At 66.4% G+C, this 13,870-nt stretch carries 15 protein-coding genes and 1 tRNA gene; 11 read left to right on the plus strand and 5 right to left on the minus strand.

Going from position 1 to position 13,870, the window contains the following annotated elements; translation table 11 throughout:
- Positions 1-3 precede the first annotated feature (3 nt).
- Both rapZ and U5809_RS28205 read left to right on the plus strand, forming a co-directional pair.
- Positions 4-912, plus strand: a complete 909-nt coding sequence (gene rapZ, locus U5809_RS28200; protein ID WP_322088943.1) for an RNase adapter RapZ — start codon at positions 4-6, stop codon at positions 910-912.
- Between the two features lie 25 nt (positions 913-937).
- Entirely contained in the window at positions 938-1,573 is a 636-nt protein-coding gene (locus tag U5809_RS28205; RefSeq protein WP_176049642.1) for an LON peptidase substrate-binding domain-containing protein, read from the plus strand.
- A 50-nt stretch (positions 1,574-1,623) separates the two neighbouring features.
- Here U5809_RS28205 and mutY read toward each other — a convergent pair whose 3' ends face one another.
- Together mutY and mutM are read right to left on the minus strand one after the other, a co-directional pair.
- Positions 1,624-2,730: an A/G-specific adenine glycosylase gene (mutY, locus tag U5809_RS28210; protein ID WP_282505998.1), complete on the minus strand. Its 1,107-nt coding sequence runs from the start codon at positions 2,728-2,730 to the stop codon at positions 1,624-1,626.
- Between the two features lie 24 nt (positions 2,731-2,754).
- Positions 2,755-3,582, minus strand: a complete 828-nt coding sequence (gene mutM, locus U5809_RS28215) for a bifunctional DNA-formamidopyrimidine glycosylase/DNA-(apurinic or apyrimidinic site) lyase (RefSeq protein ID WP_176049640.1) — start codon at positions 3,580-3,582, stop codon at positions 2,755-2,757.
- A gap of 86 nt (positions 3,583-3,668) precedes the next feature.
- Between mutM and U5809_RS28220 the strand changes: the two genes are divergently transcribed.
- From U5809_RS28220 to hisC, 8 genes are all read left to right on the plus strand, one after another.
- Positions 3,669-5,492, plus strand: coding sequence for a tetratricopeptide repeat protein (locus U5809_RS28220; RefSeq protein WP_322088944.1), 1,824 nt, complete (start codon positions 3,669-3,671; stop codon positions 5,490-5,492).
- Complete coding sequence (gene lolB / locus U5809_RS28225; RefSeq protein ID WP_322088945.1) at positions 5,492-6,115, plus strand: lipoprotein insertase outer membrane protein LolB; 624 nt, start codon at positions 5,492-5,494, stop codon at positions 6,113-6,115. The genes U5809_RS28220 and lolB overlap by 1 nt, the downstream gene beginning before the upstream one ends.
- Positions 6,116-6,140: 25 nt before the next feature.
- Positions 6,141-7,022 (plus strand): 4-(cytidine 5'-diphospho)-2-C-methyl-D-erythritol kinase, encoded by an 882-nt coding sequence (gene ispE, locus U5809_RS28230; protein WP_282506001.1) that lies wholly within the window; start codon positions 6,141-6,143, stop codon positions 7,020-7,022.
- Positions 7,023-7,077: 55 nt separating this feature from the next.
- A tRNA-Gln gene (locus tag U5809_RS28235) sits at positions 7,078-7,154 on the plus strand.
- Between the two features lie 44 nt (positions 7,155-7,198).
- Entirely contained in the window at positions 7,199-8,161 is a 963-nt protein-coding gene (locus U5809_RS28240) for a ribose-phosphate pyrophosphokinase (protein WP_176049636.1), read from the plus strand.
- Between the two features lie 161 nt (positions 8,162-8,322).
- Positions 8,323-8,928, plus strand: a complete 606-nt coding sequence (locus U5809_RS28245; RefSeq protein ID WP_176049635.1) for a 50S ribosomal protein L25/general stress protein Ctc — start codon at positions 8,323-8,325, stop codon at positions 8,926-8,928.
- A gap of 120 nt (positions 8,929-9,048) precedes the next feature.
- Positions 9,049-9,648, plus strand: coding sequence for an aminoacyl-tRNA hydrolase (gene pth / locus U5809_RS28250; protein ID WP_006477776.1), 600 nt, complete (start codon positions 9,049-9,051; stop codon positions 9,646-9,648).
- A 118-nt stretch (positions 9,649-9,766) separates the two neighbouring features.
- Positions 9,767-10,834 carry a histidinol-phosphate transaminase gene (gene hisC / locus U5809_RS28255; protein WP_322088946.1) on the plus strand — a complete coding sequence of 356 codons (1,068 nt, stop codon included), beginning with the start codon at positions 9,767-9,769 and terminating at the stop codon, positions 10,832-10,834.
- Between the two features lie 83 nt (positions 10,835-10,917).
- Here the strand turns inward: hisC and U5809_RS28260 are convergent, their stop codons facing one another.
- From U5809_RS28260 to rsmD, 3 genes are all read right to left on the minus strand, one after another.
- Positions 10,918-11,184, minus strand: a complete 267-nt coding sequence (locus U5809_RS28260) for a YfhL family 4Fe-4S dicluster ferredoxin (RefSeq protein ID WP_006477774.1) — start codon at positions 11,182-11,184, stop codon at positions 10,918-10,920.
- A gap of 59 nt (positions 11,185-11,243) precedes the next feature.
- A complete protein-coding gene (gene coaD, locus U5809_RS28265) occupies positions 11,244-11,741 on the minus strand; it encodes a pantetheine-phosphate adenylyltransferase (protein ID WP_021163047.1) in 498 nt (165 codons plus the stop codon).
- A 111-nt stretch (positions 11,742-11,852) separates the two neighbouring features.
- Positions 11,853-12,467 (minus strand): 16S rRNA (guanine(966)-N(2))-methyltransferase RsmD, encoded by a 615-nt coding sequence (gene rsmD, locus U5809_RS28270; protein WP_322088947.1) that lies wholly within the window; start codon positions 12,465-12,467, stop codon positions 11,853-11,855.
- 217 nt (positions 12,468-12,684) lie between these two features.
- Between rsmD and ftsY the strand changes: the two genes are divergently transcribed.
- Positions 12,685-13,842: a signal recognition particle-docking protein FtsY gene (gene ftsY, locus U5809_RS28275; RefSeq protein ID WP_322088948.1), complete on the plus strand. Its 1,158-nt coding sequence runs from the start codon at positions 12,685-12,687 to the stop codon at positions 13,840-13,842.
- Positions 13,843-13,870: the final 28 nt, after the last annotated feature.

The raw sequence follows: 13,870 nt of genomic DNA on the forward strand, positions 1-13,870 counted from the left end.
CCCATGCGCATCGTCCTTATCACCGGCATCTCCGGCTCAGGCAAATCCGTCGCGCTGAACGCGCTCGAAGACGCAGGCTATTACTGCGTCGACAACCTGCCGCCGCACGTGCTCCCCGAACTCGCCCGCTACCTCGCCCAGAACGGCCAGCGTCGGCTCGCGGTCGCGATCGACGCGCGCTCGAGCGCGTCGCTCGACGAAATGCCCGGCCTGATCCGCGAACTGTCGGGCGAGCACGACGTGCGCGTGCTGTTCCTCAACGCAAGCACCCAGGCGCTGATCCAGCGATTTTCCGAAACGCGCCGCCGCCATCCGCTGTCCGGCTCGCTGTCGCATGATGCGGACGTCGGCCTGCTGTCGTCGCTCGAGGAAGCGATCGAGCGCGAGCGCGACCTCGTCGCGCCGCTCGCCGAATTCGGCCACCAGATCGATACGAGCACGCTGCGCGCGAACGTGCTGCGCACCTGGGTCAAGCGCTTCATCGAACAGAAAGACAACGACCTGATGGTGATGTTCGAGTCGTTCGGCTTCAAGCGCGGCGTGCCGCTCGACGCCGACCTGATGTTCGACGTGCGCGCGCTGCCGAATCCGTACTACGACCACGAGTTGCGCCCGCTCACCGGGCTCGACCAGCCGGTCATCGCCTTTCTCGACGCACTGCCGATCGTCCACCAGATGATCGACGACATCCATGCGTTCCTGATGAAATGGCTGCCGCACTTCCGTGATGACAACCGCAGCTACCTGACCGTCGCCATCGGCTGCACGGGCGGCCAGCATCGCTCGGTGTTCATCGCGGAAACGCTCGCCGCGCGCCTTGCGCACGAGGCGAACGTGATCGTGCGGCATCGTGACGCGCCAGTGGATGTCGACGCGTCGTCGCGGCTCGTCTCCGAGGTCGCCCGACCCTAGACGCCCGCTCCCTTGTCAGCGCGCCATGTCCTCCCTATCGACCTCCCTGATCGACCTGCCGCTGTTTCCACTGCACACGGTATTGTTTCCGGGAGGCCTGCTCCCGCTCAAGGTGTTCGAGGCGCGCTATCTCGACATGTCCCGCGCATGCCTGCGCGATGACGCGCCGTTCGGCGTGTGCCTGCTGAAGAGCGGGCCGGAGGTCGCGCAGGACGGCGCCGTGTCGGTGCCGGAGACCATCGGTTGCATGGCACGCATCACCGAGTGCGATACCGGTGAATTCGGGATGCTGTATCTGCAGGCGGTCGGCACGCAGCGTTTCGAGCTGCTGTCGTATCGCGTGGAAGGCAACGGACTGCTGGTCGGCATCGCGGAGCCGCTGCCCGACGACATCCCGCTCGAAGGCGAGCAGACGCTCGCTCAATTCGGTTCGTGCGCCGAGGTGCTCGAGCGCATCATCAACGCGCTGAAGAAGTCCGATCCGGAGAAAATGCCGTTCGGCGAACCGTTCCGCCTCGACGATCCGAGCTGGGTGTCGAACCGCCTCGCGGAACTGCTGCCGCTCGACCTGCGTGCGCGGCAAAAGCTGATGGAGTTTCCGGACGTCGGCGCACGCATCGATGCCGTGCACCACGTGCTCGACCGGCACGGCTGGCTGTAAGCGTCACCGGCCCGGCGATTTCCGGGCAGCTCGGCGCCCTTCCCCCTTCATTACAGCAGCGGCCCGCTCAGTGCGTCGAGCAGCTTGCGCACGGGCGCCGGCACGCCGTACGCATCGAGCCGGCTCAGCGGCACCCACGCGGTATCGGCGTCTCGTGCGGACGAAGGCAATCCTCCGCCGTCCGCCACGTCGCTCAGCCGCGGCTCGATCTCCAGCCGAAAATGCGTGAACGTGTGCATGAGCGGCGCGAGCGGCACCGTGCCGCCACCGCCGAAGCCGCGCGCGAGTTCCGCGAGTGCGGCATCGCCGTCCGCTTGCGGCAGGCTCCACAGCCCACCCCAGATGCCGGTCGGCGGCCGCCGCTCCAGCAGCACGGCGTCGCCGTCGCGCAGCACGAGCATCCAGGTCTTGCGCGTCGGCACGGCCTTCTTCGGCCGCGCGGCCGGCAGTTCGCGCTGGCGGCCCGTGGATTGCGCGACGCAATCGCCCGCGAACGGGCAGCGCGCGCAATCGGGCTTGCCGCGCACGCACAGCGTCGCGCCGAGATCCATCAGCCCCTGCGTATAGGCGCTCACGTCAGCCGCGTTCGCCGCGTCGGGCAGCAGCGATTCGGCGAGCGCCCACATGTCGTTCTCGACACGCTTCTCGCCCGGAAACCCCTCGACGCCGAACACGCGCGCGAGTACGCGCTTCACGTTGCCGTCGAGAATCGTCGCGCGCGCGCCGTAGGCGAACGACGCGATCGCCGCGGCCGTCGAGCGGCCGATGCCCGGCAGTTCGGCCAGCGCGTCGGGCGTTGCCGGAAACGCGCCGCCATGCTCGGCGACGACGACCTGCGCGCAGCGATGCAGGTTGCGCGCTCGCGAGTAGTAGCCGAGCCCCGCCCACAGCGCCATCACGTCGTCGGTCGGCGCGGCCGCGAGCGCGGCGACGTCGGGGTAGCGTTCGAGAAAGCGCGTGTAATACGGAATGACGGTCGACACCTGCGTCTGCTGCAGCATGATTTCCGACAGCCAGATCCGGTATGGATCGCGGGTGTTCTGCCACGGCAGGTCGTGGCGGCCGTGCTCGCGCTGCCACGCGACGAGGCGCGTGGCGAACGTGCGATGCAGCGGCGTGACGGGGAACGGAGCGGGGGCGATGCGGGGCGGCTTCAAGTTATCTAATCGTGAAAAAAGGTTTCAACGCTGGCAGGTCGGGCAGAAATAGGTCGATCGCTGGCCCTGCACGATCTGGCGGATCGGCGTGCCGCATACGCGGCACGGCTGGCCTGCACGGTCGTAGACGAAGCAGTCGAGCTGGAAGTAGCCGCTTTCGCCGTTGCTGCCGACAAAATCGCGCAACGTGCTGCCGCCGCGCTCGATCGCGTCGGCAAGCGTCGCACGCACTGCGTCGGCCAGCCGCTCGTAGCGCGGCAGCGAAACCTTGCCGGCGGCCGTCGTCGGCCGGATGCCGGCACGAAACAGGCTCTCCGACGCATAGATGTTGCCGACGCCGACGACCATGTCGCCCGCGAGCAGCGCCTGCTTGACCGACACCGTGCGGCCGCGCGTGCGCGCGTGCAGCAGCGCGCCGGTGAACGCAGGCGAGAACGGCTCGACACCGAGGCTCGCGAGCAGCGGATGCGCATGCACGTCGCCCGCTTCGCGCGGGTGCCACAGCACGGCGCCGAAGCGGCGCGGATCGCGGAACCGCAGCACGAATTCGTCGAAGATCCAGTCGATGTGGTCGTGCTTCGCGGCGACCGGCACGCCGGCCGCGGGCAACACGCGCAGCGTGCCCGTCATGCCGAGATGGACGATGAACCAGCCGGCGTCGACCTCGAACAGCAGATACTTGCCGCGACGCTCGACGGCGATCACCTCGCGCGCGCGCAACTGCTCGGCGAGCCCCGCCGGCACGGGCCAGCGCAGCATCGCGGTACGGACGTCGACACGCTCGACGCGGCGGCCTGCGACAAAGGGCTCGATGCCCCGGCGCGTGACTTCGACTTCTGGCAACTCTGGCATGTTTTGCAGGTCTGAAACTGGATTCACGATCGTGCGTGTATTGTAGCGAGCGCGTTACAATCGGTTGAAACATCGAACGGATTTCCATGACCCTGCCCTCGAAGCTGCTTCAGAAGCGTCCCGCCGCCGTGCGCGGCGCGCGCGCCTTCCCGGTCCGCCGTGCACTCGGCGCCGCGTTGTTTGCCGCCTGGACCCTCACCGCCTTCCCGGCCCACGCGCAGGATCCGGCATCGGACGACGCGGAGCCGCAGGGCGCGTTCGAGCATGTGATGCCGGACGAGCAGAAGAATCTCCCCGGTGTACCGCTGACGAGCCAGATCGTCTACCAGGTGCTCGCCGCCGAAGTCGCGCTCCAGCGCAACCAGCCGGCGCCGGCCTACCAGACCTACCTCGCGCTCGCCCGCGACACGCGCGATCCGCGCATGGCGCAGCGCGCGACCGAAATCGCGCTCGGTGCGCAGAGCCCGGCCGACGCACTGTCCGCCGCGAACCTGTGGCGCCAGTACGCGCCGGATTCGAACCGCGCGTCGCAAGTCGACGCCGCGCTGCTGGTGCTCGCCGGCAAGCCGGCCGACGCGCAGCCGATGCTCGCGCGCGAGCTGACCCGCGCGACCGGCGAGACACGCGGCCCCGCGATCCTCGCGCTGCAGGCATTGCTCGTGCGCGGCTCCGACCGCGTCGGCGGCCTCGCGGTGCTGAAGGACATGCTGAAGAACGACATGAACCGGCCCGAGGCACAGCTCGCGATCGCGCGGCAACAGCTCGCGGTCGACGACAAGGACGGCGCCGCGCAGTCGCTGAAGCAGGCGCTGGCGCTGCGCCCCGACTACCTGCCTGCGGCGCTGATGCTGTCGCAGATGGGCCCGGCGGAACGCGCGGCCGGCATCGCGTCGTTCGAGAAATATGTTCAGCAGAATCCGAAGTCGCGCGATGCGCGGCTGGCGTTGTCGCAGCTGTATCTCGCCGACGATCGCCTCGAGGACGCGCAGAAGCAGTTCGAGACGATGCGCAAGCTCGACTCGAAGGATCCGACGCCACTGATGGCGCTCGCGCTGATCAAGATCCAGCAGAAGAAGCTCGACGAAGCGACCGCCTACCTGAAGCAGTACGTGCAGCTCGGCGACAAGCAGCCGAACCTCGACGTCGGCCAGGGCTACATCTACCTCGCGCAGATCGCGATCGACCAGAACAACGACGCGCAGGCGTCGCAATGGCTCGACAAGGTCGACCAGACGAGCCAGCACTACCTGCCCGCGCAGATCACGCGCGCGCAGCTGCTGCAGAAACAGGGCAAGACCGACGAGGCGCGCAAGGTGCTCGACGACCTGCCGATCACCGATCCGCGCGACGCGGCCGTGGTCGCACGCACCGACGCGTCGATCCTGTTCACCGCGAAACGCTATCCGGAGGCCGAGGCACGGCTCGGGCAGGCCGTCCAGGACTTCCCGGACGATCCCGACCTGCGCTACGACTACGCGATGGCGGCCGAAAAGACCGGCCACTACACGACGATGGAAAAGCAGTTGCGCGAGCTGATCCGCACGCAGCCCGACAACCCGCAGGCGTACAACGCGCTCGGCTATTCGCTGGCCGACCGCAACCAGCGCCTGCCCGAAGCCAGCAAGCTGATCGACAAGGCGATGACGCTCGCGCCGAACGACGCCTACATCATGGACAGCCTCGGCTGGGTGAAGTACCGGATGGGCGACACGGCCGGCGCGACGAAGGTCCTGCGGCGCGCGTACGAACTGCAGCCGAACGCCGAAATCGGCGCGCACCTCGGCGAGGTGCTGTGGAAGAGCGGCGCGCAGGACGACGCGCGCACCGCGTGGCGTGACGCACAGAAGCTCGAACCCGACAACGACACGCTCGTGCAGACGCTGAAGCGCCTCCAGGTCAACGGTCTCTGATGCGGATGTTCCCGAAGCTTTCCCTGTCCTCCCGCGCGCAGCGCACGCTGGCCGCGGCCGGCGCGGCGCTCGCGCTGGCCGGCTGCGCGAGTACGCCGCCGTCGGCCAGCGCGCCGACGACGGGCGCGGTGCTGCAAACGGCCGCGACACACGCATACCATGGCCGCTTCGCGGTGCAGTACGACGACCGTCTCGGCAAGCAGCAGCACGTGTACGGCAACTTCGACTGGCAGGAGCACGGCGACGACGTGTCGCTCGAGCTGCGCAGCCCGCTCGGCCAGACGCTCGCGATCGTGAAATCGACGCCGCAGGCGGCCTCCCTCGAACTGCCGAACCGTCCGACGCAATACGCACCTGACGTCGGCGACCTGATGCAGAAAACGCTCGGCTTCGAACTGCCGCTCGCCGGCCTGCGCTACTGGCTGCTGCCGACGGCCGCACCCGCGACGCAAGCGGAAACCGTGCGCGACCCGGCCGACGGCACGCGCGTCAAGCAGATCCGCCAGGACGGCTGGACGATCGACTACCTTGCCTACGCGGATGCCCCGGCCACGGGCGTCAAACGCGTCAACCTCGTGCGCGCGACACCGCCGCTCGATATCAAGCTCGTGCTCGACCAGTGAGCACCGGCCCAGCCCAGACATACGCATGACCGATTCGACCCGCTCGCTGCGCAACTGCCTTGCGCCCGCGAAACTCAACCTGTTCCTGCACATCACCGGCCGCCGCCCGAACGGCTATCACGATCTGCAGAGCGTGTTCCAGCTGCTGAACTGGGGCGATACGCTGCACTTCACGCTGCGCGACGACGGCCGTGTCGCGCGCGTCACCGACGTGCCCGGCGTGCCCGAGGAAAGCGATCTCGTCGTACGCGCGGCCAACCTGCTGAAAGCGCATACGGGCACCGCGCACGGCGTCGACATCGAGATCGACAAGCGCCTGCCGATGGGTGCCGGCCTCGGCGGCGGCAGCTCCGACGCGGCGACGACGCTGCTCGCGCTGAACCGCCTGTGGCAGCTCGACCTGTCGCGTGTCGAGCTCCAGTCGCTCGCGGTCAAACTCGGCGCAGACGTCCCGTTTTTTATTTTTGGAAAAAATGCGTTCGCAGAGGGTATCGGAGAGGAATTAGCTGAGGTACAATTGCCGACTCGCTGGTTCTTGGTTGTGACGCCAAGCGTTCATGTCCCGACCGCTGAAATATTTTCAGATGAGTTGTTGACAAGAGATACGAAGCCCGTCACAATTGCTGACTTTCTTGCACAGCAAACCAGCGATGCGGGATGGCCAGATAGCTTCGGCCGGAACGACATGCAGGAAGTTGTAACAAGGAAGTACGCGGAAGTTGCGCAGGCGGTTAAATGGTTGTATGATTTGACCCCCGCGAGGATGACCGGCTCCGGAGCAAGTGTGTTTGCAGCGTTTCACAGCAAGCACGCGGCAGAAGCGGCGAAAGCCAAGCTGCCCGCCAGTTGGAATGGCGCAGTTGCCGAGAGTCTGAACGAGCATCCGCTCTTCGCTTTCGCGTCATGAAGTTTTACTTTGCCGAACGGCCTACACGAGTTCGGTGAAGCAGTCAGTTAAGTGTAGGGGAGTCGCCAAGTTGGTCAAGGCACCGGATTTTGATTCCGGCATGCGAGGGTTCGAGTCCTTCCTCCCCTGCCAAAAATTTTCCCGCATTTCCCGCCCAAGCCTGAAGCAGGTGCACGATGAGCAGCCACAGCCATGATGGCCTGATGGTCTTTACTGGCAACGCGAATCCCGCGCTCGCCCAGGAAGTCGTCAATATCCTTGGTATTCCCCTCGGCAAAGCAATGGTCAGCCGTTTCTCCGACGGCGAGATCCAGGTCGAGATCCAGGAAAACGTGCGCGGCAAGGACGTCTTCGTCCTGCAATCCACGTGCGCACCGACGAACGACAACCTGATGGAACTGATGATCATGGTCGATGCGCTCAAGCGCGCATCCGCCGGCCGGATCACTGCAGCCATCCCCTACTTCGGCTATGCCCGTCAGGATCGACGCCCGCGTTCGGCGCGCGTCGCGATCTCGGCGAAGGTCATCGCGAACATGCTGGAAATCGCCGGCGTCGAGCGGATCATCACGATGGATCTGCACGCCGACCAGATTCAAGGCTTCTTCGACATCCCGGTCGACAACATCTACGCAACGCCGATCCTGCTGGGTGACCTGCGCAAGCAGAACTACTCGGATCTGCTCGTCGTGTCGCCGGACGTCGGCGGCGTGGTGCGTGCCCGGGCACTCGCGAAGCAGCTCAACTGCGATCTCGCGATCATCGACAAGCGTCGTCCGAAGGCGAACATCGCCGAAGTGATGAACATCATCGGTGAAGTCGAAGGCCGCACCTGCGTGATCATGGACGACATGGTCGATACGGCCGGCACGCTCTGCAAGGCCGCACAAGTGCTGAAGGATCGCGGGGCGAAGCAGGTGTTCGCGTATGCGACGCACCCCGTGCTGTCGGGCGGCGCAGCAGACCGCATCGCCGCATCGGCACTCGACGAGCTGGTCGTCACCGATACGATCCCGCTGTCGGCCGAATCGCTGGCCTGCCCGAAGATCCGCTCGCTGACGAGCGCGAGCCTGCTGGCCGAGACGTTCTCGCGCATCCGCCGCGGCGATTCGGTGATGTCGCTGTTCGCGGAATCCTGATCGCGAATCGACTGAACAAAGTATGCGCGGAAAGCGAAGCGGCAACGCTTCGCTTTTTGCACAATCGGACGGGATAGACGAAACCCCGACCGTTTCATCAGGGGCCGCCGTTTGACGGCCCCGTTTTACTGCCTGGTCGCGGGCAGCTATTGGAGAATCATATGAAAGTCGTCGCTTTCGAGCGCCAAGAGCAAGGTACGGGTGCGAGCCGCCGCCTGCGCAACGCTGGTAAGACCACGGGTATCGTTTACGGTGGCGAAGCAGCCCCGCAAAAGATCGAACTCGATCACAACGCCCTGTGGCACGCCCTGAAGAAGGAAGCTTTCCACTCGTCGATCCTCGACCTCGAAGTCGCTGGCGCATCGCAACAGGTTCTGCTGCGCGACGTGCAATACCACCCGTTCAAGCAACTGGTGCTGCACGTGGACTTCCAGCGCGTCGACGCGAAGAAGAAGCTGCACACGAAGGCACCGCTGCACTTCCTGAACGCAGAAGTCAGCCCGGCCGTGAAGCTGTCGAGCGCGATCGTTTCGCACGTCGCGACGGAAATCGAAATCGAGTGCCTGCCGGCTGACCTGCCGGAGTTCCTCGAAGTCGACCTGTCGAAGATCGAAGCCGGTCAATCGCTGCACGCAAAGGACATCACGCTGCCGAAGGGCGTCGCGCTGGTCTCGCACGTCGAAGCGGAAAACCCGGTTGTCGCATCGGCAACGATCCCGGCTGGTGCCGTGTCGGACGCAGCCGAAGGCGAAACGCCGGCTGCCTAAGCGGCTGCCTACGCGCCCCATCGATCCGTTTCTCGAAACGGTCGACGCAACCCGCCGCGGCTTGCCCGGCGGGTTTTTCTTTTTCTGCGCCCAGGCGGCCGTTGCCGCCTTCGAAACGTCATGATCAAACTGATCGTCGGCCTCGGCAATCCCGGGGCGGAATACACCGCGACGCGCCACAACGCCGGCTTCTGGCTGATCGACCAGCTCGCCCGCGAAGCCGGCACGACGCTGCGCGACGAACGCCGCTTCCACGGCTTCTACGCGAAAGCGCGCCTGCACGGCGAGGAAGTCCATCTGCTCGAGCCGCAGACCTACATGAACCGCTCCGGCCAGTCGGTCGTCGCGCTCGCTCAATTCTTCAAGATCCTGCCCGACCAGATCCTCGTCGCACACGACGAGCTCGACCTGCCGCCCGGCACCGTGAAGCTGAAGCTCGGCGGCGGCAGCGGCGGCCACAACGGCCTGAAGGACATCACCGCGCACTTGTCGTCGCAGCAATACTGGCGGCTGCGGATCGGCATCGGCCATCCGCGCGACCTGATTCCGGAAAGCGCACGCGCCGGCGCGAAGCCCGATGTCGCGAATTTCGTGCTGAAGCCGCCGCGTCGCGAAGAGCAGGACGTGATCGACGCGTCGATCGAACGCGCGCTCGCCGTGATGCCGATGGTCGTCAAGGGCGAACTCGACCGCGCGACGATGCAGCTGCATCGCAACTGACCTGGCCTCGCACCGGCCCGGTGCATCGGGCCGTCCGGCGTCGCCGGGCGGCTTCGCCCGCCCCACCGCGACGCGCACATGCGGTAATCTCGACGTTTTGCCCGACAGGAGCCAAGCGGTGAGCCGTTACTGGAGCGACGTCGTTCAGCAACTCGTGCCTTATGTGCCGGGCGAGCAGCCCGCACTCGCGCACCCCGTCAAGCTGAACACCAACGAGAATCCCTATCCGCCGTCGCCGCGCGTCGTCGCGGCGATCGCACGCGAACTCGGCACGACCGGCGACACGCTGCGCCGCTATCCCGACCCGGTCGCGCGTGCGCTACGCGAGACGGTCGCGGCCCATCACCGCATCAAACCCGAGCAGGTGTTCGTCGGCAACGGCTCCGACGAGGTGCTCGCGCATACGTTCCAGGCGCTGCTCAAGCATGACCGGCCGCTGCGCTTTCCGGACATCACGTACAGCTTCTATCCAACCTACGCGCGCCTGTACGGCATCGAGACCACGATCGTGCCGCTCGCGGACGACTTCTCGATCCGCGTCGAAGACTATCTCGACGACGCCGGCGGCGTGCTGTTTCCGAATCCGAATGCGCCGACCGGGCGCGCGCTGCCGCTCTCGGACGTCGAGCGGATCGCGGCCGCGAATCCGTCGTCGGTCGTCGTGATCGACGAGGCGTACGTCGATTTCGGTGCGCAGTCGGCGATTACGCTGATCGACCGTCATCCGAATCTGCTCGTCGTGCACACGACGTCGAAAGCGCGCTCGCTCGCGGGCATGCGCGTCGGCTTCGCGTTCGGCGACGCGGCGCTGATCGACGCGCTGAACCGCGTGAAGGACAGCTTCAACTCCTATCCGCTCGACCGGCTCGCGCAGGTCGCGGCGCAGGCCGCGTATGAAGACACCGACTATTTCGACGCGACCTGCCGGCGCGTGGTCGACAGCCGGACGCGGCTCACGCATGCGCTCGACGCGCTCGGCTTCGACATCGTGCCGTCGGCCGCGAATTTCGTGTTCGCACGCCATCCCGCGCACGATGCAGGCACGATCGCGGCGAAACTGAAGGAACGGGAAATTTTCGTGCGACACTTCCGGCTGCCGCGGATCGACCAGCACCTGCGCATCACGGTCGGCACCGACGCCGAATGCGACGCGCTCGTCGCGGCGTTGCGCGAGTTGCTGGCCTGATCAGGAAGAACCGGCGCCCGGGCGGCGCCGATCTGAAAGCGGAGCGCGCGCTCGCCAATCAACGGGCGCGCGTCACCGCCGGGTCACGACGCGTCGTCGCCCTTCACGGCGATCAACGCGTGATACTTCTCCATCAATTGCGCGTGCGATTCGTCATGCTGCGGATCGCGCGGAATGCATTCGACCGGACACACTTGCTGGCACTGCGGTTCGTCGAAATGGCCGACGCACTCGGTGCACTTGTTCGGGTCGATCACGTAAATGTCCGGGCCCATCGAAATCGCGCCGTTCGGGCACTCGGGCTCGCACACGTCGCAATTGATGCACTCGTCGGTAATCATCAAAGCCATACTGATCTCACTTCTTCAGGCCGGCGGCCGGCTTCGCAACGAAACCGGCCGGCGCCGCATTACGCGGCAGGGCCTCCCATCGCCGTCACTTTCTCGGTCAGCCACTTCTCGACGGACGGGAACACGAACTTGCTGACATCGCCGCCCAACTGTGCGATTTCGCGCACGATCGTCCCCGAGATGAACTGGTACTGATCGGACGGCGTCATGAACATCGTCTCGACGTCGGGCAGCAGGTAGCGGTTCATCCCTGCCATCTGGAACTCATATTCGAAATCGGACACGGCGCGCAGGCCGCGCACGATCACGCGTGCATTGTTGGTCCGGACGAAATCCTTCAGGAGGCCGGTGAAACTCATCACCTTCACGTTCGGATAATGGCCGAGCACCTCGTTCGCAATCGTCAGACGTTCTTCGAGCGAGAAGAACGGCTTTTTCGCGCGGCTGTCGGCGACGCCCACAACCAGCGTATCAAAAATGCTCGACGCACGCCGCACGAGGTCTTCGTGCCCGCGTGTCAGCGGATCGAACGTACCGGGATACACGGCGACTACCATGTCGCTCCTCCTGTCATCACGCAAACGGGATGGCAGCCGCGCGATGCGCACGCCACTGCCGAGATGGGCATGCGTCGCCTTTGCGGCGCGCCGCCTCGTATGGAACGCGCATTATTCATCATTTTCGCGCCGCAGCAAATGATAGTGAACCGCACCTGCCTTGCCGTGCTTCTCCACCTGCCAGCCTGCGAGCGCCTCGTGCGCGACGGGGTCGAGTTCCGCCCCCGTTTCGACGTACAGCGCACCGCCCGCCGCGACGAGCGGCGCCGCCAGCGCGATCGCACGATCGAGCACGGCCGGCTCACCGAACGGCGGATCGAGGAACACCACGTCGAACGCACCCGGCGTGAGCCCGGCCGCGAGCCGCAGCGCGTCGGCCTCGGCAACTTCGACCGCGCGCGCGCCGAGCTTGTCCTTGATCGCCCGCAGCTGCTGCGCGGCGCGCGGGTGGCGTTCGACCATTACGACGCTCGCGGCGCCGCGCGATGCCGCCTCGAAGCCGAGCGCGCCGGTGCCCGCGAACAGGTCGAGGCAGCGGCGGCCTTCGAGATCCTGGCCGAGCCAGTTGAACAGCGTCTCGCGCACGCGATCAGGCGTCGGCCGCAGGCCGTCGAGATCGAGCACCGCGAGCGGCGTGCGCTTCCAGTCGCCGCCGATGATGCGGATCGTGTGCGGCTTGCCGCGGGCAGGAGGGGCCGCCGGGCGGCCGGAAGAGGAACGGGACATACGGAATATCGACGACGGAGGGACCGGGTACGCACAGGGGCGCACCGCCAAACAGGCGCACGTTACCACAGCGGCAGCGCGCACTGACGCGAGCGCCACGCCGCACTGATAAAATGCACGGTTTCGGCCGCCGTGCGCCGCGCCCGCGCGAACGCAGAACGGCCCGTCCGGCGCCCCGCCCCTCTCGGCGGGCCTGCCCTCTTCCCGACGTCAGACCATGTTCAGTTTCTTCAAACGATTCAAGAAATCGCAGGAGCCCGATCCGGCGGAATCGCAATCGGCCGACGCGCAGCAAGCGGACGAGCCGTCCGATGCGACGCCCGTGCTCGAGGCGCCGCCCGCGGCCGCTGTGCCGCAGGCGCCCGCGCAACCGGCCGCGCCGGCCGTCGTGATGACGGTCACGCCGACCAACGACGGCCGCAACGAAGTCGTCGAGACGGTCGAGATCGTCCCGCCGCCGCTGCAGGACGCCTCCGCGAAGAAGTCGTGGCTCGCGCGCCTGAAAACGGGGCTCGCGAAAACGGGCTCGAGCATCACCGGCGTCTTCGTCAACACGAAGATCGACGAGGACCTGTACGAGGAGCTCGAAGCCGCGCTGCTGATGTCCGACGCGGGTGTCGATGCAACCGAGTACCTGCTCGGCGCGCTGCGCGAAAAAGTGCGCACGGCCCGGCTGACCGACCCGCAGCAGGTGAAGGACGCGCTGCACGACCTGCTCGTCGAGCTGCTGACGCCGCTCGAGAAATCGCTGATGCTCGGCCGCGCGCAACCGCTCGTGATGATGATCACCGGCGTGAACGGCGCGGGCAAGACGACCAGCATCGGCAAGCTCGCGAAGCATCTGCAGAGCTTCGACCAGTCGGTGCTGCTGGCCGCGGGCGACACGTTCCGCGCGGCCGCACGCGAGCAGCTCGCGATCTGGGGCGAGCGCAACAACGTGACGGTCGTGCAGCAGGAAAGCGGCGATCCGGCCGCGGTGATCTTCGACGCGGTGAGCGCCGCGCGCGCGCGCAAGATCGACGTGATGATGGCCGACACGGCCGGCCGCCTGCCGACGCAGCTCCACCTGATGGAAGAGTTGAAGAAGGTGAAGCGCGTGATTTCGAAGGCGCACGACGGCGCACCGCACGAGGTGCTGCTGGTGATCGACGCGAACACCGGCCAGAACGCGCTCACGCAGGTGAAGGCATTCGACGACGCGCTCGGCCTCACAGGCCTGATCGTCACGAAGCTCGACGGTACCGCGAAGGGCGGGATCCTCGCCGCGATCGCGCGGCAACGCCCGGTGCCCGTCTACTTCATCGGCGTCGGCGAAAAGGTCGAGGACCTGCAGCCGTTCAGCGCCGTGGAATTCGCGGACGCGCTGCTCGGCTGAACCTCACCGGCACGCATCGCACGGGGCG

Origin of the sequence: Burkholderia sp. BCC1999 (assembly GCF_905339975.1) — a bacterium.
Classification (GTDB): Bacteria; Pseudomonadota; Gammaproteobacteria; order Burkholderiales; family Burkholderiaceae; genus Burkholderia.

Excerpts from the sequence above, each read along its gene's own strand:
- rapZ (WP_322088943.1), top strand. The coding sequence starts at position 4 with ATGCGCATCGTCCTTATCACCGGCATCTCCGGCTCAGGCAAATCCGTC.
- U5809_RS28205 (WP_176049642.1), top strand. The coding sequence starts at position 938 with ATGTCCTCCCTATCGACCTCCCTGATCGACCTGCCGCTGTTTCCACTG.
- mutM (WP_176049640.1), bottom strand. The coding sequence starts at position 3,582 with ATGCCAGAGTTGCCAGAAGTCGAAGTCACGCGCCGGGGCATCGAGCCC.
- U5809_RS28220 (WP_322088944.1), top strand. The coding sequence starts at position 3,669 with ATGACCCTGCCCTCGAAGCTGCTTCAGAAGCGTCCCGCCGCCGTGCGC.
- lolB (WP_322088945.1), top strand. The coding sequence starts at position 5,492 with ATGCGGATGTTCCCGAAGCTTTCCCTGTCCTCCCGCGCGCAGCGCACG.
- ispE (WP_282506001.1), top strand. The coding sequence starts at position 6,141 with ATGACCGATTCGACCCGCTCGCTGCGCAACTGCCTTGCGCCCGCGAAA.
- U5809_RS28240 (WP_176049636.1), top strand. The coding sequence starts at position 7,199 with ATGAGCAGCCACAGCCATGATGGCCTGATGGTCTTTACTGGCAACGCG.
- U5809_RS28245 (WP_176049635.1), top strand. The coding sequence starts at position 8,323 with ATGAAAGTCGTCGCTTTCGAGCGCCAAGAGCAAGGTACGGGTGCGAGC.
- pth (WP_006477776.1), top strand. The coding sequence starts at position 9,049 with ATGATCAAACTGATCGTCGGCCTCGGCAATCCCGGGGCGGAATACACC.
- U5809_RS28260 (WP_006477774.1), bottom strand. The coding sequence starts at position 11,184 with ATGGCTTTGATGATTACCGACGAGTGCATCAATTGCGACGTGTGCGAG.
- coaD (WP_021163047.1), bottom strand. The coding sequence starts at position 11,741 with ATGGTAGTCGCCGTGTATCCCGGTACGTTCGATCCGCTGACACGCGGG.
- rsmD (WP_322088947.1), bottom strand. The coding sequence starts at position 12,467 with ATGTCCCGTTCCTCTTCCGGCCGCCCGGCGGCCCCTCCTGCCCGCGGC.
- ftsY (WP_322088948.1), top strand. The coding sequence starts at position 12,685 with ATGTTCAGTTTCTTCAAACGATTCAAGAAATCGCAGGAGCCCGATCCG.